General features: G+C 34.6%; 12 protein-coding genes. 11 read left to right on the forward strand and 1 reads right to left on the reverse strand.

The window, feature by feature from the left end:
• Nucleotides 1-103 precede the first annotated feature (103 nt).
• From ACJJVJ_RS07670 to ACJJVJ_RS07695, 6 genes are all read left to right on the forward strand, one after another.
• Nucleotides 104-664 carry a transposase gene (locus ACJJVJ_RS07670; RefSeq protein WP_405369763.1) on the forward strand — a complete coding sequence of 187 codons (561 nt, stop codon included), beginning with the start codon at nucleotides 104-106 and terminating at the stop codon, nucleotides 662-664.
• The gene (locus ACJJVJ_RS07675) at nucleotides 651-1,859 is read left to right on the forward strand and encodes an NAD(P)/FAD-dependent oxidoreductase (protein ID WP_405369764.1); all 1,209 of its coding nucleotides are present in this window, start codon (nucleotides 651-653) and stop codon (nucleotides 1,857-1,859) included. The genes ACJJVJ_RS07670 and ACJJVJ_RS07675 overlap by 14 nt, the downstream gene beginning before the upstream one ends.
• 475 nt (nucleotides 1,860-2,334) lie before the next feature.
• Nucleotides 2,335-3,849: a 2,3-bisphosphoglycerate-independent phosphoglycerate mutase gene (gpmI, locus tag ACJJVJ_RS07680; protein WP_405369765.1), complete on the forward strand. Its 1,515-nt coding sequence runs from the start codon at nucleotides 2,335-2,337 to the stop codon at nucleotides 3,847-3,849.
• Between the two features lie 4 nt (nucleotides 3,850-3,853).
• Complete coding sequence (locus tag ACJJVJ_RS07685; RefSeq protein WP_405369766.1) at nucleotides 3,854-4,462, forward strand: thioredoxin family protein; 609 nt, start codon at nucleotides 3,854-3,856, stop codon at nucleotides 4,460-4,462.
• Nucleotides 4,463-4,542: 80 nt separating this feature from the next.
• Complete coding sequence (locus ACJJVJ_RS07690) at nucleotides 4,543-5,613, forward strand: hypothetical protein (protein WP_405369767.1); 1,071 nt, start codon at nucleotides 4,543-4,545, stop codon at nucleotides 5,611-5,613.
• The gene (locus ACJJVJ_RS07695; RefSeq protein WP_405369768.1) at nucleotides 5,610-5,969 is read left to right on the forward strand and encodes a cupin domain-containing protein; all 360 of its coding nucleotides are present in this window, start codon (nucleotides 5,610-5,612) and stop codon (nucleotides 5,967-5,969) included. Before ACJJVJ_RS07690 ends, ACJJVJ_RS07695 begins: the two co-directional genes overlap by 4 nt.
• A gap of 29 nt (nucleotides 5,970-5,998) precedes the next feature.
• Here the strand turns inward: ACJJVJ_RS07695 and ACJJVJ_RS07700 are convergent, their stop codons facing one another.
• Nucleotides 5,999-7,345 carry a hydroxymethylglutaryl-CoA reductase, degradative gene (locus tag ACJJVJ_RS07700; protein WP_405369769.1) on the reverse strand — a complete coding sequence of 449 codons (1,347 nt, stop codon included), beginning with the start codon at nucleotides 7,343-7,345 and terminating at the stop codon, nucleotides 5,999-6,001.
• An 89-nt stretch (nucleotides 7,346-7,434) separates the two neighbouring features.
• Between ACJJVJ_RS07700 and ACJJVJ_RS07705 the strand changes: the two genes are divergently transcribed.
• The 5 genes from ACJJVJ_RS07705 to ACJJVJ_RS07725 all read left to right on the forward strand — a co-directional run bounded on the left by ACJJVJ_RS07705 (nucleotide 7,435) and on the right by ACJJVJ_RS07725 (nucleotide 14,316).
• Nucleotides 7,435-9,588, forward strand: a complete 2,154-nt coding sequence (locus ACJJVJ_RS07705; RefSeq protein WP_405369770.1) for a S9 family peptidase — start codon at nucleotides 7,435-7,437, stop codon at nucleotides 9,586-9,588.
• Between the two features lie 36 nt (nucleotides 9,589-9,624).
• A complete protein-coding gene (locus ACJJVJ_RS07710; RefSeq protein ID WP_405369771.1) occupies nucleotides 9,625-11,709 on the forward strand; it encodes a peptide MFS transporter in 2,085 nt (694 codons plus the stop codon).
• A gap of 83 nt (nucleotides 11,710-11,792) precedes the next feature.
• Nucleotides 11,793-12,317 (forward strand): thioredoxin family protein, encoded by a 525-nt coding sequence (locus tag ACJJVJ_RS07715; RefSeq protein ID WP_405369772.1) that lies wholly within the window; start codon nucleotides 11,793-11,795, stop codon nucleotides 12,315-12,317.
• A gap of 29 nt (nucleotides 12,318-12,346) precedes the next feature.
• Nucleotides 12,347-13,015, forward strand: a complete 669-nt coding sequence (locus ACJJVJ_RS07720) for a metallophosphoesterase family protein (protein WP_405369773.1) — start codon at nucleotides 12,347-12,349, stop codon at nucleotides 13,013-13,015.
• Nucleotides 13,012-14,316, forward strand: a complete 1,305-nt coding sequence (locus ACJJVJ_RS07725; protein WP_405369774.1) for a serine/threonine protein kinase — start codon at nucleotides 13,012-13,014, stop codon at nucleotides 14,314-14,316. Before ACJJVJ_RS07720 ends, ACJJVJ_RS07725 begins: the two co-directional genes overlap by 4 nt.
• Nucleotides 14,317-14,330 lie beyond the last annotated feature (14 nt).

Here is a 14,330-nt window from a genome sequence, read left to right on the forward strand (position 1 = left end):
ATCTTAACAAAACTGGAAACTACAAAAGCTAATCGTAACCAACATGCCAAGTATTTCTCTTGGCATGTTTGGTGGAAATGCACGATGTATGTAACTTGCTTTTATGTACGATAAAATTGAAGGTGATAGATATTACCATATTTTCAATCAAGCAAACGGCATGATTGACATTTTTAAAGAGTCTCGCAATTACCCTTTCTTTATTGATAAGATGGAATACCATCTAACACCGGTTTGTGAGATTCTTGCTTTTTGTTTACTTAAAGATCAATTCCACATCATTCTTAAATCAAAAAAAGTCGCAGAGTCAAAAATCATTGACGCATTTAACAACCTTCATTCTGAGTATACACAGTCTTATAACAAGGCATATAACCGATCAGGAGATTTGTTTGAAGATTCTTTTAAAAGAAAATTGATTGAATCAAATGAGTTATTAAAAAACACAATTTTACACACTCATCACCTTCCTATAGCTAGCGGCACAGTTAAGCATATCATGAGCTATCCATGGTCCTCTTATAACGAAATTATGGACGACGACATCACTTTTTTAGAACGTGACTTTGTTCTAGAATTGTTTAATGATTCTGCTAACTTTGCAGCAGCACATGAGGCTTTTAAATCAAACCCTTCTTTCATTCCTACTTTTGAGCAACAATAACTACAGCACCATAATCATAGGCGGCGGCGCAGCTGGATTTTTTACAGCAATTAATCTAGCAGAGCAATCTCAAAATCATAAAATTGCAATTTTAGAACGTGGTAAAGATGTACTTCAAAAAGTGCGTATTTCTGGAGGTGGAAGATGTAATGTTACTCACGCACAGTTTGAACCTAAACCACTATCACGCAATTACCCACGTGGCGAGAAGGAATTACTAGGACCATTTCATAGCTTTATGACCGGCGACACCATCGCCTGGTTTGAAGAGCGTGGCGTGCAATTAAAAATAGAAGAAGATGGTCGCATGTTTCCTGTTTCAAATTCTTCACAAACTATTATCGATTGCTTTATCTCGCTTGCGCGAAAACATAAAATCGACATACTTACCAGTCAGAATGTAGCCTCTATAGAGAAAACAGAAAACTGGAAATTAAAAACCAAAACAAACACTTTTACAAGTAATAATCTGGTAGTAGCTGCTGGAAGTAGTCCAAAGGTCTGGCAAATGATGAGTAAACTAGACCACACAATTGTCAATGCCGTGCCTTCTCTTTTTACTTTTAATATAGTAGACAAACAGATAACAGAACTTGCAGGTGTTGCTATAGAAGCTAGTGTCTCTATACCTAGTTTAAAATTAGAATCTCAAGGACCTTTATTAATTACACATTGGGGATTTTCTGGACCTGCCATTTTAAAAATGAGCGCTTGGGGTGCAAGAAAACTGCATGAAACCGATTATAAATTTGACCTAGTCATCAATTGGTTAAATTATGTATCGCATCAAGAGTGTATAGAATCACTTTTTGAAAGAAGAAAAAACTCTAAAAAACAAGTTGGTAACGAGTGGTTATTTGATCTTCCTAAACGATTATGGAAACATCTAGTAAATAGCATATCACTCACAGAAAAAAACTGGGCAGATTGTTCTAATGTAGATCTAGAAAACCTAGCGACACTATTAACCGCTAGCTCTTTTTCTATCAATGGAAAAAGCACTTTTAAAGATGAGTTTGTTACCGCAGGTGGAGTTGACCTAAAAGAAATCAACTTTAAAAACTTCTCTTCTAAGAAACAAGAAAACCTTTATCTCGCTGGCGAAATTCTAAATATTGATGCCATAACTGGCGGATTTAATTTTCAAAATGCATGGACTGGTGGCTGGATGATTGCTAGGGCGATAAGTAAATAGATGAAGTTAAATTTCTAATTATTGAAAATTAACTTAATTATTTTAACGAAACTTATCGTAACAGATAATCTCTTATGATCAGGAATTATAGCTAAAAGCGTTATCAATATTATTGAAAATGATAGAATTAGCATCACTACTAAAACTGATGGAGAAAGATTTGATAATTGATTCATAATAAAATTGAAGCTATAGAGTAATTAAAAGAAAAAATGTAATAACAGTACCGCCATTTCCACTAAAAAACCATACAGTTAATACTCTTAAATTCAGATACTTATTTCTAATTCAATACTACATTTTAATTCATTAATTAAGTAGTGTAATTAAAATAAGTGAAATGACTTATAATGAGATTAGATATATAATTCTTAAAATACCGCAATCGCTTTCGTAGAAATACAAGCAAACAATCATCAAAAAACCAGCTAGTATCCTGCGATTTTCTTAACTTAGGTGTTCAAATTTTGACACATTGAATAAGAAAACGATATTGATGATTCTCGACGGTTGGGGAATCACACAAGACCCAAAAGTAAGTGCGATCGCACAAGCTAATACTCCTTTTATAGACAGTTTATATGATAAATATCCGCACGCTACATTGCGTACTGATGGTGAACATGTAGGCTTACCAGAGGGACAGATGGGAAACAGCGAGGTAGGACACATGAATTTAGGTGCTGGACGTATTGTGTATCAAGATCTAGCCAAAATCAATAAAGCGATAAAAGACGACACTCTTAAAGATGAGAAGGTGTTGGTGGATGCTCTCGCTTTCGCGAAAGCGAATTCTAAAAAAGTACATTTCTTAGGTTTATTATCTGACGGTGGTGTTCATGCACATATAGATCATTTAAAGGCATTACTTGATGTAGCCCAAGACATGGACGTAGAAGATGTTTTTATACATGCATTTACTGACGGTCGCGATGTAGATCCTAAAGCAGGTGCTGGTTATGTAAAAGACATTACTAATTATGTAAGCGGTACAAACGCACAACTAGCAACCATCACAGGACGTTATTTTGCTATGGATAGAGACCAGAGATGGGAACGTGTTAAAAAAACCTATGACGTGATTGTTCATGGAATGGGAACACCTACTCACGATCCTGTTGCTGCTATAGAAGAAAATTATAAAAATGATATTACTGACGAGTTTATAGAACCTATAGTAGTTCTTAATGGTACAGAACCTGCTGGACTGGTAGAAGATGGCGATGTGGTTATTTTCTTTAATTACAGAACAGATCGCGGTCGCGAATTAACACAAATGCTCTCTCAAAAAGATTTCCATGAGCAAAACACGCATGCGCTAGATCTTTACTATGTGACTATGACAAAGTATGATGACAGTTACAAGAATGTAAAAATCATCTTTGAGAAGGATAATCTTAAAAACACTTTAGGCCAGGTATTATCTGAGGATGGTAAAACCCAAATACGTATTGCCGAAACTGAAAAATATCCACATGTTACATTTTTCTTTAACGGTGGTCAGGAAGAACCTTTTCATGGAGAAAGCAGATTGATGTGTAATTCTCCTAAAGTAGCTACATACGACCTGCAACCAGAAATGTCTATAGACTGTGTTTCTAGCAGTATTATTCCAGAAATCAACAATCAAGCAGCAGATTTTATATGCCTTAATTTTGCTAATCCGGATATGGTAGGACACACTGGTTCTATGGAGGCAGCGGTAAAAGCATGTGAAGCTGTGGACGATGCAGCAAATAAAGTCATTACTGCGGCTATTGAAAATAATTACACTGTAATAGTTATTGCAGACCATGGTAACTGTGAGGTAATGCTTAATCCTGACGGATCTGTAAATACGGCTCACACGACAAATCCTGTCCCGATTATTATAGTAGATAAAGATATTAAAGAGGTGAAAGATGGAATACTAGGTGACATCGCACCTACCATCTTAAAGTTAATAGGAACACAACAACCGGTAGAAATGACTCAGAATTCCTTAATTTAGTAATATGAAAAAGATACTTATACTACTTGCTGCGGTAACACTTACTGCCTGTGGAACTCAAAAAACGGCTACTACAGCTTCTACTACTAAAACATCTATGGAAAATAAAGTAGACGAAGTGACTAAGGAACTGCCTACTATGGATGCTACAACTTCTTATCTCAAGGATGCGTCTGGAAATTTATCTGGAGAGGTTCAAAAAGATGCGTTTATGCAAGCTCCTTTTGACAAGTGGTTCAACAGTCGTCTAGCAGCATATCAACCAGATCAAGAAAGCATAGATGGTCTTAAGGTTGCTCTAGTAGACATAGAGATAAGAGCTTATATGGGAACCTGGTGTGGAGACTCTAAAAGAGAAGTACCTCAGTTCTATCATATATTAGAAGCTGCTTATTATGATCTTGATAGGGTAACTATGATTGCCGTAGACAGATCAAAATCAAAACCTACAGACCTAGTCTCTGGATATGATGTAAAACGTGTCCCTACTTTTATTTTCTATAGAGACGGAAAAGAAATAGGCCGTTATGTAGAAAGACCTAGAGAGTCGCTAGAAAAAGACATGTTAAAAATAGTTACAGGACAGGAATACAAACATTCTTACGATAACTAATAAAAACATAACAGTAATATCATAAAACGAGGAATTCATATTCCTCGTTTTTTTTATATCTTGAATTTAAATTAAAACTGTTGAATTTACATTTTTCAAATCGTTATGTCCTTAACGCCACACTAATAATTTGCTGGCTAGCAACAGCATTCTTGGGCTTTAATGGTTTTTTTAAATCTCATCAGTTCTTAACGGTTTCTTTATTAGGCATCAAAATAGCTGATGTTTTTACATCCCTAATTGCCGCGTCTGTGTTTTTACTTCCGGTAGTTAGTCTATTTATCAATGTTAGAATTGCAAAATGGCTGCTTCTTATAGCCGTGGTGTTATATGTAGCACTTATTTTGTTAGACCTTCATAGACTAACACCATACATGATTGTTTATTTAGGAATATTCACATCGCTCATTTTACTCAAATACGACTCCAGTATTCTATATACTGCATTGCTAATTATAGCTTCAGGAATTTATATTTTTAGTGGTTTGCATAAGTTAAACCCAGGTTTTGTTACCCATATAGCACCTAGATTATGGTTTCATTCCTTACCTATCCATTACACAGAGACTATAGGATATACGTTTGCCATGGTAGAAATACTAAGTGGTTTATTATTGTTGATTCCGTTTACGCGCAAATTTGCCTGCATCGTAATTATAATTATGCATACCATCGTTATTTGGAAATTAGGCCCATGGAAGCTGGACTGGAATATTATCGTACTTCCATGGAATATCATGATGGTGATGGTACTGATATATTTGTTTAGAAAAAGTGCTTTTTCGACCTTCAGAATAGGATCTGCAAAATCAATTGTAACACTACTAGGTATATTCTTCTGGTTGTTACCTGGACTTTCACAAATTATATGGATTCCAGAAAATCTAAGTATGAAGTTGTATTCTGGCACATCAAAAAGTGGTTACCTCGTTATCAATAAAAAAGTAGATCAATTTGCAAATTATGATCGCATACCTGATCATGAAAAGATGTTAATCAGCTTGCAGCGTTATTCTATGGGAGAACGAGGTATCGCGCTACATCCAGAGCTAGTTATTTATGATCAAATACTAGAGAATATAAAAACTAAAATTCCATATACAGACGACATTTATTACATTCACCCAGATACAATAAAAGAAAAATTATGAGCGCCATTAATCTAAAAGAAAAACTGAGTTTATTTAATGATCAGTGGACTCCTAAAATAATAGGTGAGTTAAATGGACAGCACGTAAAGCTAGCAAAACTGCAAGGTGAGTTTGTCTGGCACGACCACATCAATGAAGACGAGTTATTCTATGTTATCAAAGGTCAGTTGATTATAGAACTAAGAGATAAAATTATAACCCTTAATGAAGGCGACCTGTATATTGTACCTCGCGGAGTAGAGCATAAACCCATTGCACATGAAGAAGTACACATCATGTTATTTGAACCAGCAGTTATAAAACATACTGGCGACGTACAACATGAAATAACTAAAGAAAAACTAGACTGGATTTAATACTATCAGGCTATAGATAGAAAACTTATCTAACTTCTTAATACTAACAGACTTTCTCTTAACGCAGAAAAACTAGGGGTTTTATCAGCATATTCTTTGCGCAACAAATCCTTTTCTACATCTGTTGCTCCTATTTGTTCCAGCATATTAACCAGATGCATTTTCATGTGTCCTGCCTGTATACCGGTAGTAACAAGAGAATGAAGAGCTGCAAAGTTTTGAGCCAATCCTGCCACAGCAGTCACCTTCATTAAATGCTCTGCACTTGGGTTTTCTAATATCTGTAAAGCAAGTTTAGAGAGTGGATGTAAAGATGTAAGCCCACCTACAGTTCCTAGCGCTAGAGGGAAATCTGCCTCAAAAATAAAGGTATCGTTCTCAACTCTAGCTTTAGTAAGACTGCGGTACTGACCATCTCTCGCTGCATAAGCATGCACACCAGCCTCTACCGCTCTAAAATCATTTCCTGTAGCAATAACCACAGCATCTATACCGTTCATAATCCCTTTATTATGCGTTACAGCACGATAAGGTTCTACCGTTGCGATATCTACCGCTTGCACAAATTTTCTAGCAAATTCTTTTCCAGTTACCCCATTGATAGTTCCTATCTCATCTATTTTACAAGACACAGAAACATTCACCACACATTCTGGCACATAATTACTCAAGATGCTCATGATTACCTCTGGAACATCACTAGAAAATCCATCAAATTGAGATGCTTTTAATCTAAAAGTAGTTGCTAGTTGCTCTAGCGTGGTGTTTATAAAATTGGCTCCCATTGCATCTTTGGTTTCAAAGGTTGCGTGCAATTGGTAATAGCCTTTTAGGTTTTTGGTTTTATCGATTAAATCTAGTGAGACTATACCGCCACCACGTTTTTTCATCGAGGCGTTTATTTGTTCTAGAGATTGTAGTAATTCCGCTTTCGCGAAAGCGTAAAAAGCATCCATCTCACTGCTCAAACCATGATACATCAAATGTACCTGCCCTACCTTTTTAGTTCCTTTTATCACGGTTTTAAAACCACCACGATCCATCCAAAACTTAGCTGCTTTACTAGCCGCAGCCACCACACTACTCTCCTCTATCGCCATAGGAATAGTGACCAGCTGGCCATCAATCTTAAAGTTAGGAGCCAGCCCAAATGGGAAGTAATAATTAGTAACCGTATTCTCACTAAAACCGTCATGTAGATCTTGTAATTTCTGATCTTCATTCCAGTATTGGGTTAGCGTTTCTCTAGCCGTAGCGTTATCATTTAAATGATTAGAAACGAGCCAATCTATTTTTTGTGATTTTGAGAGTTTTGAGAATCCGGTAACAGGTTGCATAAAATATAATTGAATGGCAAAGATACAATCGTTATGCATAATTCCCTTATATAGGATAATTGCCCAAACCGTAGCTTTATTGGTGTATTTTTTGTAAAATTGAGGTCACACGTAATTAAAACTAAGGAATGATCAAAAACTGCATGCTTTTATTGGCTTTTATATTTGTAAGTCAAAGCATTACCGCACAGAAAAACATTAGTGTAGAAGATATTTACAGAGGTGAATTTCGCACACAAGGGCTACAGTCTCTAGCATCTTTAAACAATGGAACAGAATATTTAGTTCTCAACTATAATAGAGATCGTACTCAAACTATAGATAAGTACAGTTATACGACTGGTGAAAAAACTGGAACTCTAGTAAGTAGCTCTGATATTCAATTACCTATACGTGACTATATTTTAAGTAGTGATGAGAAGCAAATGATGATTATTTCTGAGAGCTCTCAAATTTTCAGACGTAGTTCTAATGATAAAGTTCATATTCTTAATTTAGAAACTAAAGAGTTGACCTCTTTAAGTGATGATCTAGTTAGAAGTCCTTCTTTTTCTCCTGACGGTAAAAAGGTAGCATATGTTTTTGAAAACAACATTTACTATAAAAATCTAGAAAGTGGCGCTGTTATACAAGCTACTACAGATGGTATAACAAATAAACTTATTAATGGTGTTACTGACTGGGTTTATGAAGAAGAGTTTGCTATAGTAAAAGCTTATGAGTGGAGTCCTAATAGTGAGCAAATTGCCTTTATATCTTTTGACGAAAGTGCTGTTCCAGAATTCTCTATGGATGTTTATGGTAACGAATTATACCAAAAACCATATGTTTTTAAATACCCTAAGGCTGGAGAAAAAAATGCTGTAGTGGCTTTGCACCAGTTTACATTATCTACTGGAGCAAGAAAAGAAGTTGCACTAGGTCGTAATGAAGAATTTTACATTGCAAGAATTAACTATTCACCTAACGGTAAACTAGCTGCACAGGTTTTAAATAGACATCAAAATGTATTGGACTTTTACTATGTAGATGCAAGTGGTAAAGCAAGTATCGCTTTTACTGAAAAGGACACTGCATACGTAGATGTAACTGACGACCTTACTTTCTTAAAAGATGGAAGTTTCTTATGGACTAGTGAAAAGGATAACTGGAGACACATTTATCTTTATGATGCAAATGGTACGGAGAAAAAACAACTAACTAAAGGTAACTGGGATGTTACCTCTTACTACGGTTATGACGCAAAATCAAAACGCATCTATTTTCAAAGTACTGAAGATGGTTCTATAAATAGAGGTATTTACTCTATCTCTTTAAAAGGTAAGAAAAAGAAAAAACTATCTGCTCAAATAGGAACTAACAGTGCTTCTTTCAGTAAAAACTTTACTTACTTTATCAATACTTTTTCTAGCGCTACTACTCCACCGGTGTATACTTTAAACAATGCAAAGGATGGTAAAAAGGTGCGTGAGATTAAAAACAATAATGATCTTACTACAAAGCTTAGTAATTACCAGGTAGCACAAAAGGAGTTCTCTACTATTAATATTAATGGAAATGACTTAAATATGTGGACTATGAAGCCTAAAGACTTTGACCCTAACAAGACGTATCCATTATTCATGACTCAATACAGTGGTCCAGGTTCTCAATCTGTAGCAAATAGCTGGTATGGAGCAAATGACTTCTGGTACAGTATGCTTGCAAACGAGGGTTACATCGTTGTTTGTGTAGACCCACGTGGTACAGGTTTTAAAGGAGCAGACTTTAAAAAAGTTACTCAAAAAGAATTAGGTAAATATGAAGTAGAAGATCAAATCGCTGCTGCAAAACAACTAGGTTCTATGGATTATGTAGATGCCAGCCGCGTAGGAATATGGGGATGGTCTTATGGTGGTTTTATGAGTTCTAATTGTTTATTGAAAGGTAATGACACTTTTAGCATGGCGATTGCAGTTGCACCAGTAACTAACTGGAGGTTCTACGATTCTATCTATACAGAACGCTACATGACTACACCACAAGAAAACGCAAGTGGTTATGATGATAACAGTCCTATAAACCATGTAGATAAGTTAAAAGGGAAATATCTTTTAGTACACGGTACTGCAGACGATAACGTACATGTTCAAAACACTATGAGAATGGTAGAAGCACTTGTGCAGGCTGACAAGCAATTTGACTGGGCTATTTATCCAGATAAAAATCATGGTATTTACGGTGGTAACACTAGAATACACTTGTACAACAAGATGACTAATTTTATCAAAGAGAATTTATAATAACAATCAACTCAACTAAAAATATAAACTATACATATGGAATTTAAATTCAACGGTTCTGCCGCAAATCAAAAGACCATTCTAGATCACCCAGCTGGTCTATTTGTTCTGTTTTTCACAGAAATGTGGGAACGTTTCTCCTATTACGGGATGAGAGCTTTATTAGTTCTTTTTCTTACCGCATCCTTATTAAATGAAGGTTGGGGATGGGAAAGAGCAGATGCTTTAACACTGTATGGTTTTTATACAGGACTAGTTTATTTAACACCAATTATAGGTGGGTTTTTAGCTGACAAGTTTTTCGGTTTTAGAAAAGCCGTAGTTATAGGTGCTTTAATCATGACTTTAGGGCATGCAGCAATGGCTATAGAAACGGTAAGTTTTACCTATTTAGGTCTTGCTCTATTGATTTTAGGTAACGGTTTATTTAAGCCGAATATCTCTTCTATAGTAGGTAATCTATACAAATCTCAAGGAAAAGAAAAAGATGCAGGTTATACTATATTTTATATGGGTATTAACGCAGGTGCATTCTTAGGTATTCTTTTATGTGGTTACTTAGGAGAGAAATTTGGATGGAATTACGGTTTTGGTCTAGCAGGAATATTTATGTTCTTAGGGATGTTACAATTCTTTTTTGTCCAAAAGATATTTGGTAGAATAGGATTATCACCACAAGGAACTCAAGATTTTGATGACGCTGTAGAAGACTCATTAGAAGAAACTGAAGATGCGATAGAAGACGTAGTAGAAGAAGCTAAGAAAAACAAAATATCACGTGATAGAATTATAGTAATAGGTGTACTTGCCTTTTTTACAATTTTCTTCTGGATGGCATTTGAACAAGCTGGTGGATCCATGACCATTTTTGCAGGTGATTATACAGACCGTGTATTAACCGGTGGTGCTGCAAGTGCGTTTACTATCATAAACACAATTCTAGTAATTGTGCCTTTGATTATCGTTACATGGGTACTGGCTATGTTGTGTAAACAAATTATGAAAGACTATCCTCTTTCTAGCATCATGCTTATCGCTAGTTTTATAACCATATGGGCGATTGCTATTTTTGTTATAAAGAACGATTTTGACACTAAATCTTACCAAGTTTCTTATGTAGATGATAACGGAAATTCTAGAGTTACTAAAATTCTTACCACTCAAGATTTTGAAATAGGTTCTCAAACAGGAATTAGTGTAGGTAGCGGACTAGATCTTTACTTTGCTGACGACAAGAAAAACGAATCAAATATTCAAAACGGCAACTACATAGTAAATGCTAAGAATGATTCTATAGGTATGATAAGAAAAGGTGTTATAACTAAATTTGAAGCACGTTCTAAAAAAGGATTATTCTGGAAAGATGCTGAGTATGCTATAGTAGAATACACAGATGCAAAAGGAGTAAAACAATCTACAGATATTTTCTTAGGTGATACTTACTTAAAAGAAGGAGAGTACAATGAACTTAGTGACGAAGAAAAGAAAGAGAACAAACTTATGAAAGTAGGTAATCCTTACAACCTTCTTCTAGCTCAAGGAGTTGGTTTTTCTGACGAAAGCGCTACTAAAGGAACATTAACTAAAATTAATGAGAACGAAGTAGAAATAGGAGCATCATGGTTTGGTATCCTAAACTCTTTCTTCATTATTGCATTTGCACCAGTTTTCTCTAGAATATGGGAATCTAAAATGAATCCTTCTGGACCAGTAAAATTTGCCATCGGTTTGATACTTCTAGGAATAGGTTTTGGAGCTCTTGCTTATGGTTCTATGGACATACCACAAGGTGCAAAAACAGCATCAGTAAGTATTTTATGGCTTATTTTAGCTTACTTATTCCATACACTAGGAGAACTATGCGTCTCTCCAGTAGGACTATCTTATGTAAGTAAACTAGCACCAGTTAAATTGATGAGTTTAATGTTCGGTATATGGTTTGTTGCAAACTTTATTGCTAACACTCTTGCAGGACTTTCAGGTAGTTTCATTGACTCTATTTCTGAGCAATATGGACTATCAACTTTCTTCATGATTTTTACGTTATTACCTATAGGTGCTGGAATAGTCATGTTATTGATCAAACCTATTTTGATCAAAAAAATGCACGGAATCAGATAATAAATTTGTTCCAACATATTTTTAACACAAAACGCACCATAACGGTGCGTTTTTTGCGTTGATAGATTTTGTAACTTTACCTTATGAAATTATTCCCTATCGTATTTCTATTGTTTTCGGCACTTGGTTTTTCTCAAGTAAACTGGATGACCATGAACGAGGCATTAGAAGCTCAGCAAAAAGAACCTCGCAAGATTTTAATGAAGTCCTACACAGACTGGTGTCCTAATTGTAAATGGATGGATAAGTACGCTTTCGCGAAAGCGGACATAGCCACCTACATCAATGAGAATTATTACCCAGTGCAATTTAATGCAGAGGGAACAGAGGTGATCAATTACAAAGGTGCAACCTATGCAAATCCTTTTAAGAAACGCAATGATAGAGCACAACATCAATTTGCAGAGTTTATAAGAATATTTGAATATCCTACCTTAGTTTTCTTTGACGAGAAAGGGACGATTATCAACCCAGTACCAGGTAAATTAGATTCAAAAAAGCTAGAGATTTACATCACTATGCTGTCTGACGAGACCTACAGATCTATCAATACAGGTAAAAAATGGAGTGATTACCAGCGTGATTTTAAGTATAAATTACAAAATTAAAGTAATTTTAAATTTTTAAATAAAAACACTTGAATATATACGTGATTTCCGACATTCATGGTTGTAATAAAACTTTTAAACAAGCTTTAAAAACTATTAAACTTACAAAAAAAGATCACTTATATTTATTAGGTGACTTGATTGATCGTGGCCCAGATAGTAAAGGTGTTCTCGACACAGTTTTTCTTTTAAAAGATAGTGGTTTCCAAGTAACATGTTTAATGGGAAATCATGAATTAATGTTTTTAGAAAGTTTTACAGATATAGAAAAAAAAATAAAGTGGTTAAAAAATGGTGGCAAAAAAACAACTGAAAGTTTCCTGACAACTGATTCAACTTTAATTCCAGAAAAATATATTGATTTCATAAAATCCTTTCCATTTTATATTGAGAAGTATGATCATATTTTAGTTCATGCTGGAATTAATATGACTATTAAAAAACCTTTCGAAGATCACAACAGTATGTTATGGGTTAGAGATTGGGAAAAAATTTATGATAAAAGTTGGTTGAAAAATAGAATTATTATTCACGGGCATTCACCTTTAAAAAAACAATTAATCAGTAAGCAAATTACGAGTAGAGTTATAAATATTGATAATGGATGCTTTATTAAAAATGATCAAGACTATGGATCATTATGCGTTTATAATATTACAAACGGTGAGTTTGCGTTTATTAAAAACTTAGATCAATGAAAGTGAAATATATTAGAAATATTCATAATGAAAGTGGTTTTGGAATTATTGACGAAGTAGTCAATGAAGATGGAGAACATTTTGCAAGGAAAACATTTTCGCCAAGTTTTAAAAACTTAGATCCTGATAAAATTTTAAGTTTGAAAAGGCGATTTAATAGAGAAGTTCGTATTCAGGCAGAATTATCAGCTGAATTTTGTATACCAATAGTTTATCATTCGTTAGATGAAGAAACTCCGTGGTTTTTAATGCCTATTGCCGATAAAGTTTTCAAAGAAGAAATAGAAGAGGCTAAACTCGCTAGAAGAGCACCCAATGGTTTAGCAGACATTTTGAACTGCCTAGAATATTTACATGACCTTGGGTTCACCCATAGAGATATTAAACCAGGTAATATCCTTTTCCATGAAGAATCGTGGAAACTAGCGGACATGGGATTAATAACCGCTGATCCACAGTTAACTACATCATTTGTAACTTCAGATGGTGGTGTCTTTGGTTCAGCACCATACATGGCGCCTGAGCAGTATACAGATTTTCAACATGTTAATGCTTCCGCAGATATTTATTCCTTCGGTGCTATCTTACATGATATATATGTTGGGACTCAAAGAAAACCGTTCGCAAAACAAACTGGACCTGGCAACATTGGTGTTATTATAGAAAAGTGTACTGAAGAGCATGTTGATGATCGTTTTAGTACCGTATCAGTTTTAAGAGCTGTTTTATTAGAAGAGTTAAACCAACCTCTTGAGTCTCATCAAACAGATGACACAAAACTTTGGAAAGATGAAATGCTTAATGTTTTAGAATGGAACAGAGAAAAATTTGACACTTTTATTATTTTAATTGAAAGAAATAATGATTTTAAGAACATAATGTTTTTATCAATTAAAAAAATATTTATAGAAACTACAAAAAATATTGATAGTAGGCTATGGGAAAGATTCGCATCTATTTATCTAGATTGGGTTATTTCAATGAGATTCGACTTTAATTACTGTGATGTTTTAATTGGTCATATTTATGATATTTATAATGAATGTGAAATTGTTTCTATCAAATCTAAAGCAGTATTCGTTGCTGCAAACTTAGCTCGAGCTCATAATCGATGGTATGTTGGTCGTTTTGTTTTTAAAATGTGTAACCCACAAATCCCTTTAAATTTGGCCGGTAGAATTGCCATAGAACTTAATGCTAATGGTGTTCAATCAAAACAAGACATGATTCGATGTGCGGAAATGATACATTATAACCTAAGTAGTTATCACCCTTTAATAGCTGTAATTTTATCGAGATAATCTATGTATAAGAC

The organism is Nonlabens sp. Asnod2-A12, assembly GCF_045063745.1.
GTDB lineage: Bacteria > Bacteroidota > Bacteroidia > Flavobacteriales > Flavobacteriaceae > Nonlabens > Nonlabens xylanidelens.